At 49.6% G+C, this 25616-nt stretch carries 20 protein-coding genes and 1 riboswitch; of the genes, 6 read left to right on the top strand and 14 right to left on the bottom strand.

The genetic code is table 11. The features are described 5' to 3' along the window. The 5 genes from L692_RS32550 to L692_RS32545 all read left to right on the top strand — a co-directional run. Positions 1-203 (top strand): hypothetical protein (locus L692_RS32550; protein ID WP_036722859.1); only part of this gene is annotated, 203 nt, incomplete at its 5' end. Positions 204-422: 219 nt separating this feature from the next. Beyond that, positions 423-1175: a hypothetical protein gene (locus tag L692_RS0108935; protein ID WP_312001193.1), complete on the top strand. Its 753-nt coding sequence runs from the start codon at positions 423-425 to the stop codon at positions 1173-1175. Between the two features lie 13 nt (positions 1176-1188). Further along, entirely contained in the window at positions 1189-2877 is a 1689-nt protein-coding gene (locus tag L692_RS0108930) for a vWA domain-containing protein (RefSeq protein WP_025699110.1), read from the top strand. Positions 2878-2901: 24 nt separating this feature from the next. Next, positions 2902-4041: a toxic anion resistance protein gene (locus tag L692_RS0108925; RefSeq protein ID WP_025699109.1), complete on the top strand. Its 1140-nt coding sequence runs from the start codon at positions 2902-2904 to the stop codon at positions 4039-4041. 211 nt (positions 4042-4252) lie between these two features. Further along, entirely contained in the window at positions 4253-4423 is a 171-nt protein-coding gene (locus L692_RS32545) for a hypothetical protein (protein ID WP_198027729.1), read from the top strand. 58 nt (positions 4424-4481) lie between these two features. On the opposite strand, the gene L692_RS0108915 is transcribed toward L692_RS32545, so the two are convergent. The 5 genes from L692_RS0108915 to L692_RS0108895 all read right to left on the bottom strand — a co-directional run bounded on the left by L692_RS0108915 (position 4482) and on the right by L692_RS0108895 (position 7839). Further along, entirely contained in the window at positions 4482-4961 is a 480-nt protein-coding gene (locus tag L692_RS0108915) for an LURP-one-related/scramblase family protein (RefSeq protein ID WP_025699107.1), read from the bottom strand. A 55-nt stretch (positions 4962-5016) separates the two neighbouring features. After that, the gene (locus tag L692_RS0108910; protein WP_025699105.1) at positions 5017-5487 is read right to left on the bottom strand and encodes a GNAT family N-acetyltransferase; all 471 of its coding nucleotides are present in this window, start codon (positions 5485-5487) and stop codon (positions 5017-5019) included. A 13-nt stretch (positions 5488-5500) separates the two neighbouring features. Continuing rightward, positions 5501-5803 (bottom strand): Dabb family protein, encoded by a 303-nt coding sequence (locus L692_RS0108905; protein ID WP_025699104.1) that lies wholly within the window; start codon positions 5801-5803, stop codon positions 5501-5503. Between the two features lie 4 nt (positions 5804-5807). Then, the gene (locus L692_RS0108900) at positions 5808-6245 is read right to left on the bottom strand and encodes a GNAT family N-acetyltransferase (RefSeq protein ID WP_025699102.1); all 438 of its coding nucleotides are present in this window, start codon (positions 6243-6245) and stop codon (positions 5808-5810) included. Between the two features lie 118 nt (positions 6246-6363). Continuing rightward, positions 6364-7839, bottom strand: coding sequence for a protein adenylyltransferase SelO (locus L692_RS0108895; protein ID WP_025699100.1), 1476 nt, complete (start codon positions 7837-7839; stop codon positions 6364-6366). A gap of 192 nt (positions 7840-8031) precedes the next feature. Here L692_RS0108895 and L692_RS0108890 point away from each other — a divergent pair, with 192 nt between their 5' ends. Next, positions 8032-9849 carry a LysM peptidoglycan-binding domain-containing protein gene (locus L692_RS0108890; RefSeq protein WP_025699098.1) on the top strand — a complete coding sequence of 606 codons (1818 nt, stop codon included), beginning with the start codon at positions 8032-8034 and terminating at the stop codon, positions 9847-9849. A 46-nt stretch (positions 9850-9895) separates the two neighbouring features. Here the strand turns inward: L692_RS0108890 and L692_RS0108885 are convergent, their stop codons facing one another. The 9 genes from L692_RS0108885 to glmM all read right to left on the bottom strand — a co-directional run bounded on the left by L692_RS0108885 (position 9896) and on the right by glmM (position 25384). Beyond that, entirely contained in the window at positions 9896-10465 is a 570-nt protein-coding gene (locus tag L692_RS0108885) for a hypothetical protein (protein ID WP_025699096.1), read from the bottom strand. A gap of 101 nt (positions 10466-10566) precedes the next feature. Continuing rightward, the gene (locus L692_RS30555; RefSeq protein WP_025699095.1) at positions 10567-14757 is read right to left on the bottom strand and encodes an S-layer homology domain-containing protein; all 4191 of its coding nucleotides are present in this window, start codon (positions 14755-14757) and stop codon (positions 10567-10569) included. Positions 14758-14822: 65 nt separating this feature from the next. Next, positions 14823-14913, bottom strand: a riboswitch (cyclic di-GMP riboswitch). 391 nt (positions 14914-15304) lie between these two features. After that, entirely contained in the window at positions 15305-16522 is a 1218-nt protein-coding gene (locus tag L692_RS0108875) for a pyridoxal phosphate-dependent aminotransferase (RefSeq protein ID WP_025699093.1), read from the bottom strand. Positions 16523-16541: 19 nt separating this feature from the next. After that, entirely contained in the window at positions 16542-17426 is an 885-nt protein-coding gene (locus L692_RS0108870) for an isocitrate lyase/phosphoenolpyruvate mutase family protein (RefSeq protein ID WP_232238754.1), read from the bottom strand. Positions 17427-17441: 15 nt separating this feature from the next. After that, on the bottom strand, positions 17442-18647 hold the full coding sequence (locus tag L692_RS0108865) for an ATP-grasp domain-containing protein (protein WP_025699088.1): 1206 nt from the start codon (positions 18645-18647) through the stop codon (positions 17442-17444). Continuing rightward, positions 18610-19872, bottom strand: a complete 1263-nt coding sequence (locus L692_RS0108860; protein WP_025699086.1) for an ATP-grasp domain-containing protein — start codon at positions 19870-19872, stop codon at positions 18610-18612. The genes L692_RS0108865 and L692_RS0108860 overlap by 38 nt, the downstream gene beginning before the upstream one ends. Positions 19873-19915: 43 nt before the next feature. Beyond that, a complete protein-coding gene (locus L692_RS0108855; RefSeq protein WP_036722861.1) occupies positions 19916-21145 on the bottom strand; it encodes an MDR family MFS transporter in 1230 nt (409 codons plus the stop codon). Positions 21146-21533: 388 nt separating this feature from the next. Then, a complete protein-coding gene (gene glmS, locus L692_RS0108845) occupies positions 21534-23366 on the bottom strand; it encodes a glutamine--fructose-6-phosphate transaminase (isomerizing) (RefSeq protein ID WP_025699081.1) in 1833 nt (610 codons plus the stop codon). 677 nt (positions 23367-24043) lie between these two features. Beyond that, complete coding sequence (glmM, locus tag L692_RS0108835; protein WP_025699076.1) at positions 24044-25384, bottom strand: phosphoglucosamine mutase; 1341 nt, start codon at positions 25382-25384, stop codon at positions 24044-24046. Between the last annotated feature and the right edge of the window lie 232 nt (positions 25385-25616).

The raw sequence follows: 25616 nt of genomic DNA, 5'->3' as shown, positions 1-25616 counted from the left end.
CCGCCGCCCTGCTGCACATCGCGGCGGCTTCGCGCGCCGCCCATTTTGAAGTGTGGGGATTTCAGCGGGTCCGTCCTGAAGACGATCCTGCCAGCGCGCTTACGGTATCGAACGGGGCCGTATCCGTCCCCGAAGGCTTCGGACTGGGAGTCGCCGTCGATGAATCCCGGTTGACCAAGGTCGCCAGCTTGTCCATCGGATGAAGTGTAAACGGCCTGCCGGATTGCGGATATATTATAGAAGAAAAAACCAGCAAGCCCTCCGAACGATCGGAGGCTTGCTGGTTTTTGCGTTTTTGCCCGCTGACACAGAAAATTATGCATCGATCTGAATGAACAGGCGTATTCAATGTTATACCTCTGTTCGGCAATTTTAAAATCATAGCCCTATATATTGGAAGTAGGTTATCCTAGACATAGGAGGTGCGTCGTTTGAATAGCTCAAGAATTATGAAGCTGCTGGGGCTTATTGCCGGAGTTGCGGCCCTGAATATTCTAATCTTGTCGCCGGGCTTATTAGGGGTGGAAATCGGAGGTGAAAGCGTCCTTGAGACTGCTTCGGGCATAACCTTGCTGGTGATGAGCCTCCTTGTGCTGCTGTACGGAAGTTATATTTTACTGTTCAAATCTCCCGCCGCTGCGCCGGTGAAAGACATCAGGACGCATGAGGATTATATGGCCGCGCTGAACCGTTACCGAAATACTAAGGGGTTAAAGAAGGATATTTCCCTTGCCCTGGACCAGTTGGAGCGGCTGGAGAAGAAGAACAGCTCCTTGTCGGATATTCTGGGTCAGAGATTCAATCAAACGGAGTTAAGCTACCGGAAGTTCCAGTCCGTAATTGAGGAGGTCCGGCAGCTGTTTTATCTGAATATCCGGGGTATTCTCAACAAGCTGGGGGTATTCGACCCTTCGGAATTCTCCAGCTTCACCAGCGAGCGCAAGCCCACGCAGCTCTCCAGCAGGCTCGTGCAAGAAAAAACGGCTCTGCACAACGAGTACTTGGCCTACGTATCGGGATACCTTGAAGCCAATGAAGAAATTCTGCTGAAGCTGGACAAGTTGCTGCTGGAGATTTCTCTGCTGGACAGCACCGATTATAAAGATATCGAGAATATGCCCTGCATGCAGGAAATGGATGCGCTGATCAAGCAAACTAAGTTCTATAAGCAATGAAAGGGAGATGAGCATGGCTCGAAAAGGTAAAGCGTTTGTAGTATTGGGAGTGATTGCGGCGGCTGTTTTTGCTCTGGTGTATTTCGGAATCAGCTTGACCTCCAATTTAGGCAAAAGCCAGACACAGGTCACGGCCGAAGACGCTGCCAAGCAGCTGGATAAATTGTACAAAAGCATTTCGGCAACCGCCGCGGCCCCGGTCAAAGGCCAGATCGACCTTGATCCGGCGTCTGTCGGCGATTCATTGCCCGATATCTCCAAGTTCCCTGTCTCTGTAACCAACACAACGGACAGCTTCGTAGAGATTTTCTCGTCTACAGAGAAGTCAGGAACTGGCGTGGACGGGTGGTTGAATGAAGCAGCGACCGATTTCAACAAGTCCGACATCGTCGTAAATGGGAAGCCCGTTTCCGTCAAGATCCGCAATATTGCTTCGGGAACAGCCGCAGATTACATAAAATCGGGCAAATATGTGCCGGATGCGTTCACCCCTTCCAATGAGCTGTGGGGAGAAATGGTGAAGTCGCAAGGCATCCATACACAGCTCGTATCGAAGCGTCTTGCCGGGAATGTGGCCGGTATTGTGACCACCAAGAAAAAATATGATGAACTGGTGGATAAGTACGGGGCTTTAAACATCAAGACCGTTACAGACGCCATAGCGAATAACGAGCTGGCCATGGGGTACACCGATCCTTTCGCGAGTTCCACGGGCCTCAACTTTCTGGTGACCGCCCTGCAGACTTTTGACAGCTCCAATTTGCTTGGAGACAAGGCGGTTCAAGGGTTCGAGCGCTTCCAGGCCAACGTCCCCTTTACCGCTTCCACCACTTTGCAAATGCGCGACGCGGCCAAGACGGGGATGCTTGACGCCTTTGTTCTGGAGTACCAAACCTATGTGAACGCGCCGGATCTGAAGAGCGGCTATGTGTTCACTCCGTTTGGCGTACGGCATGACAGCCCGCTCTACGCCTTGGGCGATTTGCCTCAGGAGAAGCTCGACATCATTAAGAAGTTCGCGGAGTTTGTCCAGCAGGACAAATTTCAGAGCCTGGCCAAGGACAAGGGCTTCAACGGCCTGGAGGACTATCATTCCGAGCTGGGTGCGGTTGACGGCGCGCTCCTCTCCTCCGCACAGAAGCTGTGGAAGGAAAAGAAGAACGGGAGCAAGCCGATTGCGGCGGTATTTGTAGCCGATGTGTCCGGCAGCATGGACGGCGAGCCGCTGAACCGGTTGAAGGAGTCGTTATTAAAAGGTCAGAAGTACCTGGGCCGGGACAACAGCATTGGCTTTGTCTCCTACTCCAGTGAAGTTTCAATCCTTCTTCCAATAGGGAAGTACGACGCGAATCAGCAGTCGATGTTTGTCGGAGCGATTAACAGCCTCCAGGCCGGCGGCGGCACAGCTACCTTTGACGGGATTGTGGTGGCAATGAAGATGCTTCAAGACGAACTGGCGGTCAATCCCGATGTGAAACCCGTGATCTTTGTGTTAAGCGACGGGGAAACGAATGAAGGACATTCACTCGACGATATCAGGGGATTAATCGAGAATTTCAAGATTCCGGTATACACGATTGGCTATAATGCGAACATCAAGGCGCTGCAAAGCATTTCAAGCATTAACGAGGCGGCCAGCATCAACGCGGATACCGACGATGTGGTGTACAAGATCGGCAACCTGCTCAACGTTCAAATGTGATTTCTATTTTAGGGAGGGATTACCATGGCATTTACAATGGAGGTCATCAATCCGGAGAAGATCAAGTCGGCGATTGAAGAGCAGGTTAAGCCTGTGCCCGAGGAAGTAGCCCAGCTCAAGGAGCTGGCGGCCAACAATGTCTCCGCGATCCTGGAGCTGGATGTCGACTCATTGGAGAAGCGCAAAGAAATACTGGAATCCATTGATAGCTTCGGGATGAACACGATGCGGTCATCGTCGGAGAAAAATTCTCTTTTGCAGGTATCTGTGGGGAACCTGTCCCGAACGGGCGATGAAGGCGGCCAGGTCGCCAAGGGTCTGACCGAACTGCAGTTCCAGTTGAAGGATCTGGACCCGAGCGTAGTGGATTTTGCGAAGAGCGGCTTTCTGGGCAAGTTCTTTAACCCGCTGCGCAGCTACTTTGCCAAGTACCAGAAGGCGGATGCGGTCATTTCGGACATTATCACCTCTTTGGATAAAGGCAAGGCGGTATTAAAGAATGATAATACGACTTTGGAGTTTGAACAGCAGGCGCTGCGGGAGCTGACCAAGAGGCTGCAGAAGGAAATCCAGCTTGGCATGCTGATGGATCAAGAAATCGAGGCCCAGATTGAAGCGGCAAAATCACGCAATGAGTCGGAGGATAAAGTCCGGTTCATTACCGAAGAAGTGCTGTTCCCGCTGCGCCAGCGCGTGATGGATCTCCAGCAAATGCTCGTCGTCAATCAGCAGGGCATCATGGCCATCGAGGTTGTCATCCGAAATAACAAGGAGCTGATCCGCGGGGTGGACAGAGCCAGAACCGTAACAATCTCCGCCTTGAGAATCTCGGTTACGGTGGCGAGCGCGCTCTACAATCAAAGGATTGTCCTCAAGAAGATTGAGCTTCTGAACCAAACGACCAATGAACTGATCAGCGGCACCTCCAGAATGCTGAAGGAGCAGGGCGCGGCGATCCATAAGCAATCGCTTGAAACCAGTATTTCCGTAGATACGCTAAAACAGGCCTTCACCGACGTGCTGTCGGCTCTGGATTCGATCAGCACCTACAAGCAGGAGGCCCTCCCCAAAATGCGCGAAACGATCAACCAGTTCAGAGAACTGGCGGATACGGGAGAGCAGCAGATCCAGCGTCTGGAGAAAGGCCACAAGCTGGGCTTATAGCAGAAGTCCAAGAGGATGAAATAACAGCCGGGGAGCACAGGAGGGAATTCCTGCCGCTCACCCGGCTTTTTCTGCGAAATCCGTTATTCATAAGCCGGTTGTTGCGCAATCATTTTAGTCATGGCATGCAGTTGAAGGAGGCGCCCGGGCCGCTGGAATAAAATGAAAACCGCCTCCCCATACTAGAGGTGAGAAGATGGAGGTGAATGTCATGCCCAAGAATAGCGCCGATCCCAAATACGACCGCGAAGATAACCATGCAGACAAGAAACACAATCAACAGAATAACGCTCATTTCACTGAAGAACCGCAGACGCTCCGGAACCATAAAGCTGCCGATTACGTCCCAAGTCTAAATGGAATCCCCAAGAACGAGAGCTAAACAGCAACAAGGCTGCTCCAACGTCGATTGACGGGAGAGCAGCCTTCACCTGGCGTATTCATGAGTTCTGTCTTTTCTGAATGGTGTGCATTCCCATAATCACCGCTACAAGCTCATACGTATCCAGAGCGTCGCTTTGATTGTCCAGAAGATAAGCCCCGGAACAAAACCAAGCGTTCACTTGCTTGAAATCAGCAACAAACCCGGCTTCATCCGATATCTCATATTCCTTGGAAAATACCGGAGAGGTAATCTCATAACTCCCTCGTCCATCGGTTTCATAGGTGAATCTCTTGCTGAAAAATGCAAATCTGCTTCGGAGCACACCCACCTCTCCCCCGTCTGCGTCGGTAACCTCCCATTTGCCTGAGAGGATCGGAAAGTTTCCTTTATACAACAGCTGGCCGTCCGGGCCATAGACATCAATCGCCCACCCAAAAGCGCTCTTCAAATCGATATGGCCGACGATTTCTTCCTGTTCGTTCAAGATCTCTGTGAAACCGGCATTAAAAAAATTATCACGAAAATAGAAATTCATCAGCCTCGCCTCCTCACCTGAATGATTTGATAAATTCCCGGGGTATTCGAGCCTATTACTTCGATTCCCCGCGACAGCCTGGGAGCCGAGCGCTTGATGACACTAGCAATAGCACCCTTTTCTCATATTTCTCCTTGCACCATTGGTGCTTCTTTAGGATAAGACTGTTTATGGGTTGATCCTCATCGTCTATCTCTTTAAAACCAAATTTCTCGTAAAAAGCCCTTAACTCTTCAAACGGAAGGCAGTACACCGCTCTTAATCCACTCTGTTCAGCTCGGCTAACCAGGTAACCCACCAGCTCTTTAGCAAGCGATAATCCCCGGAACTCATCTAAAATGTAGATCCCGCCAATTTCGGCTTCTTCTTCATTAAGATATACAATTCTGCCTACGCCTGCATATTTGTCATTATGTACGACTATTGCAATCGTTTCATTCTCCAGGTTGCTCGGTACAAACCCTACCTGCTCGTATTGTTCATTTACCCATTGGAGGTCATCGTTAGTGGCTATTTTGATTCCCATCATTTATCCCTCCTTAAGCCTTCGGGTAATCGGCAACGATCACATTGTCCAATATGCCGTCCAGCGAGTTCACAAATTCCTGATGGACGGGATGCGGTCCATAGGAACGCAGCGACTCCAGACTATCGAATGTGACCCGAAGTCCGAGCGTATAGCCGTGAATGTTATCCGTTTCTTCAGTTACGTTGATCCCTGCGCTGATATCGGATATACCCGGGATACGATCCCTGAATGAGAGTAAAGTGTTCACCAATTCCTGTTGTCTGGCGGGTGTAACGTCACTGCTCAACTTGAACAGAACAAGATGCTCGTACATCGCTTTAATCTCTCCTTTGTAAACGCAATTTAGGAGTCCCGAAGAACCGTTCCATCACAATATAATCTTTGCCGCCTTTAGTAAAGGTGTGTTCGGTTACAGTAAATCCAAACTTTTGATAAAACGAAGCCTTCCCGATTCTCGCATTGCAGTAGATCCGGTTCACGCCTGCGCGCTCTGCCTCCCCGAGCATATGCAGCAGCAGTCTGCTCCCATATCCCTTATTTTGATGAGAAGCCAGCGTCGCAAATTTCCGGAACTGCGCTTCCGCTCCATGAATGAACAGAGACACCACCGCAATCAGCACTTCCCCTTCAAAAAGCCCATAGTGAGTCCCCTCCTCATCATCTTGAAGCTTTACATAATCAAGCTCTTTCTCCGGCCACATGACCTCATGGCGCAGCTTCCATGCCTGTTCTGTGTGAATTATCCTGATATCCAAAATCGCATCATCCCTATTCCGAGTTTAAAGAAGGTCATATAAAAAAGGGCCAAACGTCAGCCCTCTTCTGTAACTCTTATTATAAAGTTTTCCTGTTCGTTGGTCTAATGCTTCCGGATCAGGTACCGCAAAAGGTCCGGTAAGGACAGGAGGATGGCTCAGGCAGCGTGGTGTAATCCTCCTGTTCGGGGGAGTACGCATAGGGCTGCGAAAGAACATCCAGAAGGCGCTCCATCACGCTGTAATCACCTTGTTCCACCGCAGCCTCCAGCGCCTCTTCTACCCGGTGGTTGCGAGGGATGACCGCGGGATTGCTGCTTCGCATCAACTGGTGCGACGATGAACGCGGTTCCGTCTGTCTGCCCAGTCTTGCCTGCCACAGCTCATACCACTTGGTAAACTCCCCCGTGCCATACAGGGCCGTATCCTCCGGCTTGTCCAAAGTTAATGCGCGGAAGGTATTGGTGTAGTCCGCACGCTCCTTTTGCATCATGCGCAGGAGATCTTCAATCAGGGATTCATCCTCCGGCTCTTCATTATGAATCCCCAGCTTGGCCCTCATTCCCCCGAGCCACTTCCGATGATACAACTCGTTAAAATCTGAAATCGCAGCTTCCGCCAGCTTAACCGCCTCCGCATCGCTCTCATGCAGCAGCGGCAACAAGGTTTCGGCAAATCTCGCGAGATTCCACGCGGCAATATGCGGCTGGTTGCCATAGGCGTAGCGGCCCTGAATGTCAATCGAACTGAATACCGTCGCCGGGTCATAGACATCCATGAAGGCGCAGGGACCATAATCGATCGTTTCGCCGCTGAGGGCCATGTTGTCGGTGTTCATCACTCCATGAATGAAGCCAACAAGCTGCCATTTGGCAATCAGCGCGGCCTGGCGCCGGATCACCTCCCGAAGTAGGGCAAGATAGCGGTTCTCCTCAGCGTCAGCCTCCGGGAAATGTCTGTTCAATGTGTAGTCAGCCAAGGCTTGCAGGTCCTGGGAGGAGCCCCATGCCGCAGCGTATTGAAAGGTGCCGACCCGCAGGTGGCTGGCAGCCACGCGGGTCAGAATCGCGCCAGGCTGCTCGGTTTCGCGGAGGATGGACTCCCCGGTTGTCACCACCGCCAGGCTGCGGGTTGTCGGAATACCAAGCGCATTCATGGCTTCGCTGATGATGTATTCGCGCAGCATCGGCCCAAGCGCCGCCCGGCCATCGCCCCGGCGGGAATATCGCGTCCGGCCTGAGCCCTTAAGCTGAATATCCACCCGCTCTCCCCGGGGAGTGAGCTGTTCGCCAAGCAGCAGTGCCCGGCCGTCCCCTAACATGGTAAAATGCCCGAACTGATGTCCCGCGTAAGCCTGAGCCAAAGGCTCGGCGCCTTCGGGAACCCGGTTGCCAGCCAGCACCGCCGCGCCCTCTTCCGTTTGCAGCGCCTGAGCGTTGATCCCCAGGGATGCTGCCAACCGATCATTAAGAATAATCGGCTTCGGCGCGCGTACCGGGGTTGGGGCTTGTCTGGTGAACAGGGATTCCGGCAGACGGGCATAACTGTTGTCGAAGTTCCAGCCTGTTTTTGATGTTGCTTTTATCTCTGTCATCGCATCTCCATTTTTCATTAAGATATTTTTAAATCATCTACTTTCTATATAAACACAAGGCAGCCCCTTTAGTGTCTTCTTCTGCATATATATTATACCCTCTCGATCGGGTTATGCTCTGCGTGTTCTTCTGCTTAAGCCGTCTGCTGAATACACTTGGTATCAAACAGGTTCAAGGAGGAGGTTATCCTCGTGCAGACGTTCTATACCGTGAGACCCGGCGATTCCGTGTCTTCCATTGCCAAGAGGTGGGAGGTTCCTGTCCCTGCGCTCACCGCAGCGAACAACCTCTCGTCTCCCTATATCATCTACCCCGGTCAGCAGCTATCGGTTCCGTCCGGCGTGACAACGGTTCAGGTAATATCCGGAGACTCCGTCTATTCTCTTGCCCAAGCGTACGGCGTCCCTATGGCTGCCGTTATAGCAGCCAATCGGCTGAGTCCGCCCTACACGATCTATATTGATCAATGGCTGATAATCCCGCCGGGCGTCCCCTACTATGTGGTCCAGCCTGGGGATACATTATACGAGCTGGCCGGCAGGTACAATGTAATGACCGGCGGCGTCCGGAGACCGGAGCTCATCCGTCAAGCGAACGGGCTGCCATCCGACTTGATCCACGCAGGTATGCGCCTCATCATTCCTTATGCTCCTCCGGGCGGAATCGGCCGGCTTGCCTATGTTTCAAACTTCGGGGGCGCATACGATCTATGGCTGCTTGATCCGGTAAGCGGCCAATCCACAGCGGCTGGGAATCGGCAGGCAGACGCCTATTCCGTGCCCTATTGGTCCCCGAATAATCGCCGGATCGCGTTTATCGGGAGAGAAGGTATCCTGTTCGTTCTGGACGTACTTTCGGGAAGCCTGACGCAGATCGATCAACTGGAGCCCTATACTACGCTCACCTGGTCCCCGGACAGCGCGCAGCTCGGCTACACGAAGCAGGGCCGGATCGTGCTCTATGAGCTGGCAACCTTCTTCGCCAGAACGCTGCCCGTATCCGGCGCGAAGCATGTGCAGTGGTTTCCTTCCGGCGATAAGCTTTTATTTGCGGCTCAAGACAGCATGGGGAACGATCAGCTTTATGAAATTCAGGTCGACGCTGCCGGTCAGCGCCAAATTACGCGCGATACGCTCAGCCCCAAGAACGATGTTAAGCTCTCACCGAACGGCTCCTATGCCCTGTTCACCTCTCCCGGCGCAAGCATCTCCATTATCTATGTCGTTGAACTCGAAACAGGGAATGTGTCTGAGCTTACTGGCGGGCCGCTGGCAAAAAATTATTACCCGGCCTGGGCTCCGGACAGCGCTATTATCGCTTACAGCGCAACTGATTTCGTCCTTCGCAAAGGCTACTTCTCGACCATCCGAACCGAACGTTCGCAAGGCGGGGGCCAACAAATGCTGGCCGTCTCCGACTGCTTTGCAACTCCTGTCGCCTGGTCCCCGGGCAGCGAAGCCATCGCATACTTGTCCGGCTGCAAGGGAGAAGGGACTGCGAGTGAGCTGTGGATCATCAATACCCGTCACCCCGCACCGATCCGCGTCATTTCCGGAGCGGGGAGCATTACATCCGTACAATGGTCCTACGGAGCCGTTCCGGCGGAAGTCTACGCCCGGTTCCAGAGCGCAGCGTACCGGGTCAGTTTGCCCTACCCCGCAGCCTGGCGGGCGGTAAGCGAGACCCGGTACGAGGGTATGGACGGCTTCTTCCAGGTCTCCGCCCTGGCCAGCGAGCTGCCGTTTCCCGAAGTGTGCCGTTCCGAGGCTTATCATCAGCTAATGCCCTACGGCGCCTCGCCTCGGATCGTTCCGGGACGAGTGCAGGGTCAGGAGGCCTGCTACATCCTTCCTTCCCCGGACCAAGCGCCTGAATTTCGGCGGCAATCCGCATTCATCGCTATATATCCACAGCCTGTTGTCATTAACGGCTCCGCATATCCGTACTTCATCCTCTGGGCGGATCAGGATCATCTTCAAACGATGGTGAACGGATTGCGTTTTCTTTGACAGGCATGCTGTACAAAAGGGCCAACCTGATTGGAAGGCCGGCCCTTTACTTCTTCACAAGAATATACTGACGCTCCCTCCAAGCAAACTCCTCTTCCAGGCGAAAGGTTGACAGATCAAGGACCAGATCAAGCTCCGGTTGACGCGGCTCCAAGAAACGCTCCGCCCCATGTGCCCAACAGGAATAGAGCTCAATACTATCGCCCGGCTCCATGTTCCTGTTCAGGTAATCAAACAGCTCCGTCAAGCATTTTTTACTGGTCAGATAGGAGTCAGGAGCTAATTTTTGCATTTCGTTATTGATACGGAAGGAGCCGCCTTCGGGGTCAACCTGATACACCCAAGGATAACGGAGCAGATGCGAAGTATCCTGATGGGAAATTGGCCCGCTTACATAGATGCCTGCAGCATCCTCTACCGTCTCGTAAATATCGATGATCTGTTCGTCCTCGGGATATTTCTCCAGCAATCTCTGCATAGCGAACTGATTCCTGGCGGAAGGGTTCACATGGGTCAGGTAATCCCCAAGCTTCATAACCGTCTTCTTCTGTCCGAACGAGCCTGTCGGAAGCTCACGGTTTGCGGCAATATAATAGAACAGGGTCGTAATCAGCAACCTCCCTAACGATTTTACTTCCACATTCTCCCTAGCATAACAAATGACCCGTAAAAAGCCCGCTTTATTTCAAGCGATCCTCTTACGAGTCATTATTGTTTTTACTTCTGAACAGACATCAGCGCGCCATTTACGAGATAATACAGCTTCCCGTTCCGATCAAAGAAGATTTCCGTTGCCGAGCCTAGCGACAGTGCTTCTACCTTCTGATACGTAGCCGCATCGTAAATCCCGTTTTTGCCAACCAACAACTCTCCCGTAGAATTCGCTGCATAGATCGGTTCCGGTAAGGTGCCGATGACCTGTGAAACATTATTCAGATCAAAGACCTTATTCTTTACGACCAGTTTCCCTTGACTTTCCAGTACAATAACCGGGGTATCCAGGGGATCTCTTAAGAAATTCGGGTAACCTAGATTGGATTGGCCCAATTTCGTTACGCTGTTGCCGCTCACGGAATACGCAAATACATTGGAGCCCGCACTTCCAGCACTCCAGCCATTCTGATACCAGTAAAAGAATTTGCTCTTATCGCCGGAGAAAGCCAGTTCTCCAACTCCTTTGATGGCCGTTCCGTAGTTCACGGATGCAAAGGTTGCCGAATTGAACGTGAGCAGCGTCGGCTCCCAATCCCCCATGACGACATATAGCAGACCGGCCTTATGATAGATATGTCTGTCCGAGAAATCGCCGGTATCCTTAACTGACGTGTATGACAGATGTCTTATAACCTGGAGATCAGACAGACGAACTTCCGTTACGAGCTGATTCAGATCGTCATTCACGATAAAAATGCTGTAGCCGTCCTCCGACAAAGTCAATCCAGCCGGACGATACGGAAGCTTGACCGTGTCTGCTATGCTTTGCGTTTGAAGATCCACTACATAGAGATTGTTGAACGCTTCGTCAATGGCATAAGCTTTCTGATTGACGGAGTCATATGCAATGTCGACCACCCTGCCATCCAGCTGGATACCGGACACATTGGCGGGCGGGGCCGCTTCAAGCGTGTTCTTTTCTACGACTTCAATTATATTCTTTCCTGCTAGAGCAGATATAGCAAACAGCTGGTCGGTATCGTTAAATACGTATTGAGCGGCACCGTCCAAGTGATAGAAGCCGGTTTGCTTAAAGTTGTTGTAATCATATATTTGTATTGCACTGTTCCAAGTCGTATAAAACTTGTTGTTTGGCAGATCAAAGGCGACAGCGGCAAACGGCTGTCCAAGCCCGTATACATATTTCATATCGTCGTACTTATTATTTGTTGCCATGAATACGTTGCCGAACCCGTTAAAGATATAGGCTCCGTCCGGCGAAATCGTAAAGTTCTTCGTCAGCGTGTACTCGCCATGATACGGTGAATCATACCCGCCGGGGTAGGATGGCTCAACGTATTGGCCGTTCGTTATATTATATGCACTAAGGTCTCTCGGCGACGTGTCCGTTGTAATCGAATAGAGCTTATTCAATACAGGATGCATTTGGATATAACTCGCTTGCCTAATATCACTTGTGGCTATCTGCGCAAAGGTGTTTAAATCATACGATCTGATCTCGGTCCATTGCCCTGAACCCGAGGCCACGTAGAGATGGCCGGAACGATCGGCAGCGATATCGAATGGGTCAATCGCAATATCGTGCGTACCCGCAAGCGTAAAGGTGGCCGCGTCCACTACCGCAATCGCGCCTTGCTGCTGCGCAATATCTGTATAGGAAGAATGCTCCGCTTTCAGCAAGGAGACATAGATTTTACCGTCTGCATACGTAAGACTCTCCGGCGCCAGGGCAAAGGAAATGGAGTCTTTATCACCCGTTGCGTAATTGACGCGATAAAGCTTCTTATTCGATTTATCTGTGATATAGAGAATCGGCTCCGATGGATGTCTTACCGTATCCGTGATCTGAAAATCCAGGCCTATGTGCGTATTATAATAGGTTGTGGCAAAAGCAACATTGCTTGGGCCCGATTCCAGGCCGATTCCGGCCTTCGCCGCGGTAACGACATAATATCTTGTCGTATGAGGCAGATTCGTGCCATCAACATAAGTCGTTCCCGTTACAGTAAGAGGTTCACCGTATTGATCCTTTAAGGAAACAAACTCGCCGTCAGGCGTTGCGCTGTAATAAATGCGGTACTGATCCGCATTCGCAACCGGGTCCCATTGCAGTGAAATCTCCCTATTCGATACCGTAGAAGCCGCTAGATGGGTCGGCGCTTCCAGTTGATCGTTAATCGCGACAAGCTCCCAGTCGCTCCCGTTCCATGTTGCAAAAACCTGAAATTGATCCCCATAAACCATCGCCAACGTATCCCCCGTAGTGAGCGGAACCGCTTGTTCCGGCAGTTGGTTGTCAAGATCATGGACGGCGTAGCTGTCATTGATTTGGTAAGTGATCATCTCGTCGCCGCTGTAATACACTTTAGCATACACGCTGTCGTTAACCGTAACGCTGGATAACATAACTCCTGAATAGTGCTGGGACGAGTCCGGATGGGTCACATCATACGGCGCCGGAGGAAGCACTCCGCCTGAAATGCTGTAGATCCCCACGTCTTCCACCGTTTCGGCATATTCGGTCTTGTACGTATCCTGTGTGACTGAATTTGTAACATTCCATTTCACGTCCGAATAATCGTCGGTTGTTTCATATAAAGTGTATAGCTTGTCCTGTACGATAAAAGCCGCTCTAACATCCAGCACCTTACCCGGTTCGGGGGCCGGTTGCTCTCCAGGCGGTTGCTCAGGAGAACCCGGATTTCCAGGATCTACGACCGGAGGTACAGGTGTCGGAGACACAGGTGCCGGAGATACAGGTGTCGGAGACACGGGTGCTGGAGATGCGGGTGCCGGAGACACGGGTGCCGGAGACACGGGTGCCGGAGATGCGGGTGCCGGAGACACGGGTGTCGGAGTCACCGGTCCCGGAGAAGTATTCACTCCTCCTGGCGAAGAAACGGTTGGAACCGGGGGACTCCCCACTTCCTTTCCATTAATTACAACATGCTTCACCAGCTCCGATAGAATATACTCCTTCACCGTCCGTTCGAAGCTTACGCCTTCCACATTAATCACAGCTTTAAGGATTGTTCCTTCTCCCGCTACCTTCGCGGCTGCCTGCAGAATGATCTCCTTCAAGACGGCATTGTCCAGCAGCTTGATGGCAGACCCTTCCGAGCCTGCGTAAGTTTCAAGCAGAGCTATGGTGGATTGATCGGAAATTTCGATCGTTGCCGTCGCTTTTACTGCAACTTTTATAAAAGTCCCCTCAAATTGCACGACATCATTTACCGTCGTACTTTCAACGGAAACCGATTTGAAGCCTTCGTTTCCTTCTTCTTGTTCGAGCTTCGCTCCCGATTGAACGATGGTGTTGCTTATGCTTGTGTCGCCCTTCGCAAAAATTCGGACTCTGCCGAGATCCTTGCGAACCACCATCTGGTTCATCGTCGAATCTTGAATGACGACACTGTTTTCCCCGCCGCCGTTCACAATCGTTCTGCCTTCAACGGTCACGCGGTCAAGCAGCACTTCCCCCTCGCCGATCCCCGCCGCCAGGATGAGGTCGCCTTTAATCACAGCATTCCTTATGGTGACGCCGCCGCTGTTGATCGTCAGGTTCCCTTCAACCGGATTTTTCGGTTCATACGTTCCAGGTTGGTGGACCAATTGTCCTACAGCTTGATCCAGCATTACTACAGCTTCAGCTCTTGTGATCGGTTTCTGAGGACGGAAGCTTCTATCAGGATATCCTCTCAGATAACCCTTGGAGGCAACTGCTTGTATGTAAGGTTTGCTCCAGGCGGACATTTGCTGCTCATCCTGAAAGGCCGCAGTATCTCTGGCCACAGTCACACCTTCCAGCTGCATAAGCTGATAAATGATTTTGGCAGACTGTTCTCTCGTAACCGGTCGATCAGGCCCGAAGGTGCCGTCTCCGAATCCCGAAATGTAGCCGGTAAATTTCGCTTTAGCTACATCGTTATAGTACCATTTTCCCTGAGGAACATCTGGAAAGGTGGAGTCAGCCTTATGGGAAAAACCAAACGCTTTGTTCGCTAGCGCTATGAATTCAGCTCTCGTAATGACTTTATCCGGTTGAAAGGTTCGATCGGCGTAGCCCGAGATTAATCCATTGCCCACCCATTCGTTTATTTCTGCCTCTGCCCAATGACGATTAATGTCATGCAGAGAAGGTTCGCTTCCCGCATGGGAGACCCCTGAGAAAGATAAGACTTGTACTACAAAGAACATAACGATAAATGCAATCTTGCCTAATAACCTCGCCAACACACAATCTCCCTCTCTAACACTTTAATATAATTGCAGCAAAAAAAAGCCAACCCATGAAGAGTATAGGCAACCCGGCTGTCGTACAAGGAGCGACCTTGCTTAGACCCGTGGCTTTGCGTCTCCGACTTTCGTACGGATTTGCCGTTTCTTATTCTACAGATCGACTTTAAGACCAATCTACCAGTTTTAACTACCCAGAAATAATTAGGAAGTCTCCCCCTATAATACAACAAAAGCCCTAATCACACGACATACTTTTGTCCTGTATTTATTTGCACTAACGGGCCGGTAATGCGTAACCAGCTAGCTGAACAAAACAGAGCCAGGCGTATAGATAGAAAGCTTATACACTTTATTTCCTGAACACGGTAACACCGATTTTGCATCGAGCATGCGGGTCATCACAGCAACCTGATATTCCGTTCCGGTAAACGTTTTGAGGGTTAATTAACTTTTCTTAATTTTCCCATTATCGGCGGAGATCATTTCATAAAAACACCCCTTTAGACCGTCATATCTAAAGGGGTTGAATGATGCAGCTTTCTTATAAACGCCGCGACTTGGTTTCAAGAAAATTCAATTTTTCCGTAAAGTTCCGAATCCGTTGTATTGCTTCAAGGATCAGTTCGGTGGATACGGCGAAGTTCAATCTGATGTTATTGGGTTCACCGAACGCAGAACCAGGGACAACTGAAATCAACTGGTCTTCCAATAATAAATCACAAAACTGATTGATATCGGAAATCTGCTTTCCCTGAAACTCGCTGCCAATAAAATTCGAAACCTTTGGAAAGGCATAAAAGGCTCCTTGAGGGACGCTGCATTCTATTCCCTCTATTTTATTCAACCCGCTTAATAGGAGATCGCGTCGGTTTCGATATTCTGCCACCATAGATTCATCAAAGCTATCGAATGCAGCGATGCCGGCAATTTGCGAAATCGTGGACGGACTTCCGGTTGCATGACTTTGAAAGCTCGATATCGCCTCGGCAATATCCAATGAGGATGCCGTATAACCGAGCCTCCATCCAGTCATGGCAAATACTTTAGAGAAGCCGTTCGTTAGGATAATCCGGTCTGATAATTCCGGAAAAAGCGATACCAGACTGACATGTTCTCCCTCATAGACGAACCGGTCATAAATCTCGTCGCAAATAATATAAATACCGGGGCGATCTTTTAACACAAGCCCAATTTCCTTAAGTTCCTCTCTGGAATAAACGGAGCCGGTAGGGTTGTTGGGAGATGTAATTATAACCGCTTTGGTTCGGCCTGAAATATGTTGCGCGAGCTGTTCGGGCCCCATTTTAAAATCAGTGGTTTCATCACAGCGGACAATAACCGGAGTCGCTCCCGCCAATTTGATCTGTTCCGGATACGATACCCAGTAAGGAGAGGGCAAAATCACCTCATCCCCCTCGTCGCAAATCACTTGAAATGTATTATATAAGGGTTGTTTCCCGCCGGCGGAGGCAACAATTTGGGTCGGCTCATAGCTTATTCCGGTTTTCTCCACCAAGTATTGGGCAATCGCCTCTCTAAGCTCAATCAGCCCTGAAGCCGGCGTATATCCGGTTTGACCATTTACAATTGCCTGTATACCGGCTAACGAGGCCGACATAGGCGGACGCAAATCCGGCTCCCCAACGCTCATATTAATGATGTTCTTGCCGGATTTGATCAAGGCTTTCGTCTTGGCATTTAAAGACATCGTTGCAGATGGACTAATAATGCTTGCTCGATTTGAAAGACGCTTAATCAATGGTTTCGCCCCTCTCTTCTTATTGTTTAACGTACTCCTTATAAATTGTATTTTCCAATTGCTTCATTTCAGGCACGCTTTGTATACGGAAGATGTCGTCAACTGTAGAAATGTTCTCCTCGATTGGCACAGTTGATTGATTGCTTATGATACTTTTAAAAGTATCGTCAATGGCTCTATAGGTTGCCCGCAATGCTTGATTGGCATAGATAGAAGCTTTAACCCCCAGTTCCTCCAGTTCATTCATGGAAATATTGGGGTATTTGGTGGGAACAACAACGATCGGTGTGTCCAAATCCCATTGTTGGATAAACTCTATGATTTCGTCCGGTGTTTTCTCCTTCGAGTGAATCAAAATCGCATCGGCACCGGCTTGTGCATAGGCTTTCCCCCGGGCATACGCTTCTTCTTGCCCCAGTTTGGCGATTAATGCTTCTACTCGGGCAATCACCACAAAAGCTTCACTTTTTTGCGCCAGCTTTGCGGCTCTTATTTTTGCGCAGAATTCTTCAGTGCTTACCAGAATCTGCTTTCTGTCATCAAATGAATTTAATTTCGGGTACACTTTGTCCTCGATGCAAACTCCGGCAATACCGGCAGCCTCATATTTGTTAACCATGCGAGTTACATTGTGGATATTTCCATAGCCTGAATCGCAGTCGGCAATAACAGGCAGATTGCAGGATTCATTCATGATCACGGCCGCATCCAAAAACTCGGTCATCGTTAAAATACTGGCATCCGGAACGGTCTGCACTGCCGAAATTCCTAATCCGCTTGCCCATATAGCGTCAAATCCGTTCTCCTCGGCTAATTTAGCGCTTAATCCGTCATGAGCTCCGGCCACCTTGATTAATCCGGGGCTGTTAAAAGCCTTTCTTAACATTTCAGATTTGCTGCTCATCATCATCTCTCCTTTTCATTTTGTAATCATTTTTATTTTCTCCAAGGCTTGATCCAGCGTATAGTTTGTTTCATAACGAGTGCTCCCTTTTGCCAGAACCCATCCGACTCTATCGTAACTGGACTTTATCGGGTGAATAATATCCCCGGCCCTGCAATCAATATTGAAATCAACCAAGCCTTCCAGATCATGAAGATCCTCCACAACTTCAACAGAATGGACCGTGCCTGGAGATGGATTTAAGAACCTTATGGCACTGGTTGACTTCGATGTATGAGACTTTACTGTATACGGCACATCGGCAAGCTGAGAGAAAATAGGCGTATGCATATCACAGTCCATCGCCAATTCGGTTATGGTTACAATATTGTCCCCTCCATACCGGGTATGAACTTCCCCTATCACAAGATCATCCTTGGTATGAAAAGCTTCTATGTGTAACGGACCGAATGTAATGCCTAGAATTCTGATGACATTTTGAATAAATCTGTGGTACAACCGGTGATTTTCTTCCTTATAAGGAGACATGTGCCCTGATTCTACAAACGTCCCCGGAAACAGAAACTTTTCAGTAACGCCAAAAAGCTCCAATTCGTTTCGGTATACCGCCGCTTCAATGGATATTTCTTTGCCGTCGATAAATTCCTCGGCCAATATGGCTCCATCATCTTTGCTGTGCTTCAGGCACTCGTTAAAAGACCCTTCAATTTCTTCTGTTGAATTGATCTTTATTACTCCTATGCTGCCTTGCTGATTATTCGGTTTCAATATAACAGGATGGTTGTGACGGCCCCAAAATTCATAGACTTCTTCCACGCTTTTGCATAAAGCAAACCCTGGCGACTTTAAACCGGCATTTTTTAATATTTGCCGTGTCTTGTACTTATCCAGGCAAGAACTAACGACTTCAGGAGGATTGCCGCACATCTTGAATTCATGCTGTAGTTTTGAAACGTGGTACAGCCCCGCCTCTTTAAAGGTAAAGATGGCATCAAGCTTTTTTCCCTGATGAATTCTTTGAGTAACCGAGAATAATTCATCGTAATTCGTATAATCCACTGCGACCCGTTCATCAGCTTCCCTTAATAAATGTTGATATTTTTCAAGCGAGCTTGGCGTATCTCCCACGATGACTTCCATGCCTAATTTATGGGCCCGAGTGATAGCTCTCTCGATATGCGTTTCAGGAATTCCTAGAAGGAATAGACGTTTGGACTTCATTAATTAAACATCTCACTTTCGACAAAGCATTTTCAGCGTTTTCAATTGCCGCCCCCGTATCTTCACCTTCGGTGATCACATACGCAATACGAGAATCATGAAATTTGCTTGGCGGCAAGCCCACATAGTCTCCCGGTTGTTTCTCCACCACAAAATCAATCACGCCGGGCATGTTTCTTACACTTTCTGCACCTTGCCACTCTTTTACGATTCCTTCTTTCTCTGCAATCAAAAATTTCACGCAGGCTCCCTTATTTCGAGTGGGAGAGAAGCTGAATTTTCCTCCCAATACGGCCAGTAAATTTGCTTCCGTTATATTAATTCCTTTTGCCAGAGGAACCAAATGAGTGGTAATAAAGTCCCCGCCCAAACGACCGTTGATTTCTACGATTTTACAGCCTTCTCCAGTAATCATGACTTCAGCGTGAAATCCGCAATTGTCCAATTCCAGCGCTTCAATTCCCTTACGGGTCACCTCCAATATTTCATCTCCCAACGCTTTCGTTAACCTGGCTGGAAATGCATGCTGATATTCTTCAAAAAAATCATCCGTCCATTTTTCCGTTATTCCGGCAAAATAAATGCTTCCATCGGCAATGACTCCTTCAACGCTCACCTCTTGACCGTCCATAAATTCCTCGACAATATATTCGTTGCGATAAAAAGAAAACATGATATCGTTATCGGGTGTCGCTGATTTCACCAATTTTTCAAAGAGCTGATATAAAGCTCCCGAATGGGGAACTTTAAATATTCCTTTGCTGGCCGAAGCCCCCACCGGTTTGATGATAAGTGGATATGTCATATTTGTGGCGGCACGATATAGTTCCTCCCAGCTTGTAAATCTTTCGAATTTGGGATGAGGAACATCGGCAAATTTTAGACTTTCGCGCATCTTTGCTTTATTTCTCGCCCGTTCGGCGGCTTCAATCCTGCTTCCTTTTAAGCCAAGCGTCTGAGCTGTAATGGCGACAGGCACAACATCCCGATCCCAAAATGTAATGACCCCATGAAACTGGAGGGATTCATGCTTGTTCTTAATCTCGGCAATCGTTTCATCCATATCATAAGTATTGGCCTTAATAAAGTGATCGACATATGGCTTTGACCATTCCGGTAAATCCGGCCCGACAACCGAAACCTGCAAACCCAAGTCTTTCGCCGACTTTAAGGTGAGAATCTTTTTGATGTAGGTTGCATTGAAAAATAATATGTTTTTCCCCATAAAGCAGCTCTCCATTCGAATGAGATAGACTTTCGTCCAGTATCTAACTATGGTTTGTAAAAAATGGCCCGTTAACCGCACGCTCTGCCTTTAATTTATTTTTTGAAAATACAAGCGCCGGAATTCCCAATAAAGTGGTTATAGAAATGGTTGAAAAAATATAGAGAGAATCGTTATGAAAAGTGCTCAACAGAAAACCGCCCAGCCATGGACCGAGCACATTTCCTAAACGGTTAAAGCCGAATGCCCCGAAATAGGTGCCTTTTAAGCCTGGCTTTGCCAGATCATCGATCACAAAGTCAATCATGGAGAATATTAAAACCTCGCCAATTGTGAAAAAAAGTACAATCATCATTAAAAGGATTGAGTTTGAAGTGAACGGAACGAAGAATAGACTAAAACTAATGAAAATATTTCCCAGAATTAACGAATTCAACGGATGAATCTTTTTCATTATTTTTACAAGAGGATATTGAACCGTGATGGCTACGAATGCGTTCAACGATAAGAGAAAAGAAAACAACTGTGCTCCATTTTTCATTTTCTCGGCAAAATATTGCGGTAATGTGGAGGAAAAATGGGCGTACCCGGAAATGGATAAGATCATGCCTGCCAATGTAACGACAAAAACAGTGTCTTTTCTTGTGACATTTAAAGCTGTACGGATTGAAATTGGATCTGGATTGGCTTTCCGTTCTTCAATCTTAAATTTACTAAAGCTAAAGACCAGCGATGCTCCATATAGTAAATATGTAAGTCCTGCAATAAGAAACGGAAACGTATTGTGGGAGGAACCTAACTTAAGCCCTAGCATTGGGCCGAAAATAACCCCGATATTTATGGCCGTATAACGCAGGTTGAATATTTGCAGACGGTTCTTGTCCTCGCTTATGTCGGATAGCAGCGCCTTGGATGAAGGTTCAAATATCGACTGACAAATCCCGTTTAGAGCGTTTGAAATAAAAAACAAGAAGACGCTGTTTGCAACGAAAAAAAGGGCAAAGACGACTGACCAAGCAAACGCAGAAAATAACAGCACCCTTTGGCGTCCAAAAAGATCCGACAGATAACCTCCATAGAAGCTTGTAAAAATACCCATTAGCGAACTCGTGCCCACGATAATACCTGTAATCGCAGGAGATACGTGCTTGACTTGTGTAAGGTAAATGGAGAGAAACGGAATACTCATTGAAGTTGAGACTCTGCTAAATAAAGTTCCTAAAATGATATTCCAGCCTATTGGATGAATTCCCGGAACCACCTCCCATTTAATTCTATTTACTTCTAACAATTTACATTTATTATCGCATTGTAAACTCAAGTCGTCAATACCGTAATTTGCGTGTTTAATTCAACCTTTTTCATAAAGGACAGCAGTAAATAAGCTTGCGGATTTCCGGCGGATCTTATCATCCGTAAACCACTGTACATCCGGCGGCATGACAGCATGCCCATTAACAATAACCGGAGATACACCTCTGCGCTGACGCCGTTACGTACGGCAACTATAGCAAATTTAAACGAACTCCCCATACACTCAAACTTTCTTGGAGCTTCCCCAACACAAAATTCCATCCCCTTAAACAAAAAGGCCCCGGTGACTTCTCACATCACCGGAGCCTCCTGGGCTTATGCTTTTCTATTGGTTTATGACTTTTATCTTACTCCACCGTAACGCTCTTCGCCAGATTTCTTGGCTTATCGACATCATGGCCAAGGGCCAGGGAAGCGTAGTAGGCCAGCAGTTGGAGGACGACCACGGACAGGGCCGGGGTCAGCATCGGCAAGGTCTTCGGAATGGCGAAGGCCTGGTCGACGGATTTCAGCAGGTCGGTGACATGCTCTTCATGCGTGATTGCCAGCACGTCTGCGCCGCGGGCTTTCACTTCCTTGATGTTGCTGACCGTTTTCTCCAGGACCGCCTCTTGGGTCGCCAAAGCGATGACCGGAACGCCTTCTTCGATCAGTGCCAGAGTTCCGTGCTTCAATTCGCCTGCCGCATACGCTTCGGAATGAATGTAGGAAATCTCTTTCAGCTTCAGCGAGCCTTCCTGTGCAACGGCGTAGTCTACGCCGCGGCCAAGATAGAACAAGTGATCATGCTTCGAGATCTGCTCGGCATAGGCTTTAATGGCATCTTTCTGCTCCAGGATGGCTTCCACCTGCTCCGGCAAAGCCTGCATAGCCGCCAAAATATGAGCTATTTCCGCTTCGGACCGCGTGCCGCGCACTTCAGCCAGGTGCAGAGCCAATAAGCCGAAGGCGATAATCTGGGAAGTGTAGGCTTTGGTTGAAGCTACAGCAATTTCCGGTCCCGCCAAGGTTACGAGCACATCATCCGCTTCGCGGGCGATGGAGCTGCCGACAACATTGGTGATGGCGAGCACATGGGCGCCGTTCGCGTGACCTTCGCGCAGAGCTGCCAGCGTATCCGCCGTTTCACCCGACTGGCTGACTACGATCACCAGCGTCTCCGGCGACACGATTGGCGAACGATAGCGGTATTCCGATGCGATATCGTTCTCAACTGGAATGCGGACCAGCGATTCGATCATATTGCGTCCGACAAGACCAGCGTTATAGGCGGTGCCGCAGGCTACGATCTGAATGTTCTTGATATTCTTGATCTGCTCATCTGTGAGCTTCAGCTCCGGCAGAATGGCCTTCGTTCCTTCAGGATTCATCCGGCCGCGCATCGTATCGCGGTAAGCCTTCGGCTGCTCGTAAATTTCTTTCAGCATAAAATGCTCAAAGCCGCCCTTTTCCGCAGTTACGGCATCCCAATCGACAGTAATCATTTCCCGAGAAATAAAATTCCCCTCAATGGTCATCAATTCGACAGCATCTCTTGTAAGTACGGCCATTTCGCCGTCATTCAAAATATATACGTTACGGGTGTATTCCAGCAGAGCCGGAATATCGGACCCGATAAAGTTCTCCCCTTCGCCAAGACCGATGATGAGCGGGCTTGCCTGACGTACGGCAACCAGTTTATCCGGTTCGTATTCGGTCAGGACGCCCAGCGCAAACGCGCCTCGCATGAATTTGATCGCTTTTTGTACGGCTTTGACGATGTCCCCTTCATACTCGCGCGCGATGAGGTGCGAAATAACCTCTGTGTCGGTTTCGGAAGAAAAATGGCACCCTCCGGCAATCAGTTCTTCCTTCAGTTCCAGATAGTTCTCGACAATTCCGTTATGAACGACCGAGAATTTATGGCTTTCATCCGTATGCGGATGGGAATTGGCATCCGACGGCTTGCCGTGCGTTGCCCACCGGGTATGGCCAATGCCGGCACTGCCGACAAGCGGAGAATCCTCCAGTTTGGACTCCAGGTTCGCCAGGCGGCCGAGCGCCTTCACGATTTGCAGACCGTCCTTGGTGAACACGGCAATACCTGCCGAATCATATCCGCGATACTCCAGCTTCTTCAAGCCCTCTACCAAGATCCCCTGAGAATTCTGACTGCCGATATATCCCACGATACCACACATAAATAATTTCCTCCGTCCATTGGATTATATGGTAGGCGGCATGAGGAAAGAAACGTGCCGTGCGGCATGCTTGAGAAGAAGTAAATATTCTGTTGTCCGATTGCCAACAAAATAACCTGTCACATCAACTTATTTCCGGAAATGCACAGTCTTTTCCTCTGCCGCAAGCAGATTTGTCCCGTTCCTCAATAGATGCACACCCATGAATAAGTTCTCTTGTTGCGCCCACACAAACGTTGTCAGAACGGTTGCCCTGTTCATTTTCCGTTTATGTTTACGGCTCTGGCGCTTCACCGGGAGGTCCCCGCCGAACATTTCGAACACCTCCACCTCGTCAGCTTGAGTATGCCGTGATCGGGATCAGCGCCGGGCTGTATCAGGCCCTAATCGCTGTTCCTTCTCCCCCGCGCAGGTTCAAGCTCTGGCGCTTATCATACGTAACCTCACGATCCCCGCTTTCCTTCTCGAATAAATGAATATAGTCTATTATATGCAGGCTAATGCGCTTTTGCAAATGAATTAACCAATTGCCATACCCTGAGAATTCCCGTGAAATTTACAGAAAAATCCGCCTCTGAACAGTGTATGCCGCAAAGGCCGGATTTAGTAAGGATAAGCCATTATCAACAAAAAATCTAGTCAGCGCTGTCTCACTCCACCTCTTCGAGGATCAGAGTCTACACCAGTTCCCGCTGCACGACTTCCACGATCTGCCCCACAAACAGGTCCAGCTCTTCCTTAATCGGGCCCTCCGCCATCACCCGGATCAGCGGTTCGGTTCCGGACGGACGGACAAGCACCCTCCCATTGCTGCCCAGCTTGTCTTCGATTTCCATGATGGCCGCTTCAATCGCGGAATTATTCGGATAATTTCTCTTATCCTGCACGCGCACATTGACAAGCACCTGAGGATATTTGGTCATCATGGACTTCGTCTCGCTGAGCTTTTTGCCGGAAGCCGCTAATGTGTCCACCAATTGGATAGCCGTCAAAATACCGTCGCCGGTTGTATTATAATCGAGGAAAATAACATGGCCCGACTGCTCGCCGCCCAGATTGTAGCCGCCACGGCGCATTTCCTCCATAACGTAGCGGTCACCAACTGCCGTCTTCGCCGTCTTGAGGGACAGCTTCTCGGCAGCCTTGTAAAAGCCGATGTTGCTCATCACCGTCGAGACGACGGTTCCATCCTTCAGCTTCCCTGCACGATTCATCGCGTCGCCGCAAATGCACAGAATAAAGTCGCCGTCGACTTCTTCGCCCCGGTCGTCAATAGCGATCAGGCGGTCGGCATCCCCATCAAAGGCAAGTCCCAAATCCGCGCCAGAACGCAACACTTCATCACGCAGCTTCTGAGGATGCGTGGAGCCGAAGCCGTCATTAATGTTCAGTCCATCCGGTTCCGCACCGATAGCAATCACTTCGGCGCCAAGCTCGCGGAACAATCTCGGAGCCAGCTCATACGCCGCGCCGTGCGCGCAGTCCAGCACAACCTTAAGACCCTTGAAGCAGTGCGTAATCGTCGTCTTTAAATAATCGAGATACAGATACTTGGACTCGAAGTCCTCTTTCACCGTTCCCAGGCCCGAACCTACAGGACGCGGAAGCTCATCGGTCTTGGCATCCATCAATTCTTCAATGCGCAGTTCCGTCTCATCCGACAGCTTAAAGCCGTCCCCGCCGAAGAACTTAATGCCGTTATCCTCCACCGGATTGTGGGACGCCGAGATCATAACGCCCGCATCGGCCTTCAGAAGACGCGTAATATAGGCAACGGCTGGCGTCGTTACAACGCCAAGACGGATAACCTCCGCACCGATCGACAGCATGCCGGCTACGAGTGCCGATTCCAGCAGCGGACCCGATATCCGCGTATCCATTCCGATAACCACCTTAGGCTTCTCCACGTTGGCAGTAAGCACATATCCTCCGCAGCGGCCGATGCTGTAAGCCATCTCTGCTGTCAATTCGCGGTTGGCTACTCCACGCACACCGTCAGTTCCAAAATACTTTCCCATTTCTTTTCTCCTTTTTGCTATGCTGCTGCAGCTTAATATTCATAATATATGAATTCCGGTTTCTCAGTGTTCTTGTCCGATTTGCAACCAGTTGGACTAATCAACGGTCAGCCCATTGAAGCTCCTTTATTCGGCTCCCGGCAAGCTCTCTTCGCCGGTCTCCCCGGTTGCCGGGGAAGCGGTCGGCGTCGGTGCTTCCGAGTTCCCGTTATCGGGACTCGCTGCCGGGCCC

The organism is Paenibacillus forsythiae T98, assembly GCF_000520735.1.
GTDB lineage: Bacteria > Bacillota > Bacilli > Paenibacillales > Paenibacillaceae > Paenibacillus_AQ > Paenibacillus_AQ forsythiae.
Note: the sequence above shows the minus strand (reverse complement) of the source record. Positions and strands in the feature narration are given on the sequence as shown.

Coding starts and splice junctions, on each gene's coding strand:
- L692_RS0108930 (WP_025699110.1), top strand. CDS start 1,189: ATGGCTCGAAAAGGTAAAGCGTTTGTAGTATTGGGAGTGATTGCGGCG.
- L692_RS0108925 (WP_025699109.1), top strand. CDS start 2,902: ATGGCATTTACAATGGAGGTCATCAATCCGGAGAAGATCAAGTCGGCG.
- L692_RS32545 (WP_198027729.1), top strand. CDS start 4,253: ATGCCCAAGAATAGCGCCGATCCCAAATACGACCGCGAAGATAACCAT.
- L692_RS0108915 (WP_025699107.1), bottom strand. CDS start 4,961: ATGAATTTCTATTTTCGTGATAATTTTTTTAATGCCGGTTTCACAGAG.
- L692_RS0108910 (WP_025699105.1), bottom strand. CDS start 5,487: ATGGGAATCAAAATAGCCACTAACGATGACCTCCAATGGGTAAATGAA.
- L692_RS0108905 (WP_025699104.1), bottom strand. CDS start 5,803: ATGTACGAGCATCTTGTTCTGTTCAAGTTGAGCAGTGACGTTACACCC.
- L692_RS0108895 (WP_025699100.1), bottom strand. CDS start 7,839: ATGACAGAGATAAAAGCAACATCAAAAACAGGCTGGAACTTCGACAAC.
- L692_RS0108870 (WP_232238754.1), bottom strand. CDS start 17,426: ATGAGCAGCAAATCTGAAATGTTAAGAAAGGCTTTTAACAGCCCCGGA.
- L692_RS0108865 (WP_025699088.1), bottom strand. CDS start 18,647: ATGAAGTCCAAACGTCTATTCCTTCTAGGAATTCCTGAAACGCATATC.
- L692_RS0108860 (WP_025699086.1), bottom strand. CDS start 19,872: ATGGGGAAAAACATATTATTTTTCAATGCAACCTACATCAAAAAGATT.
- glmS (WP_025699081.1), bottom strand. CDS start 23,366: ATGTGTGGTATCGTGGGATATATCGGCAGTCAGAATTCTCAGGGGATC.
- glmM (WP_025699076.1), bottom strand. CDS start 25,384: ATGGGAAAGTATTTTGGAACTGACGGTGTGCGTGGAGTAGCCAACCGC.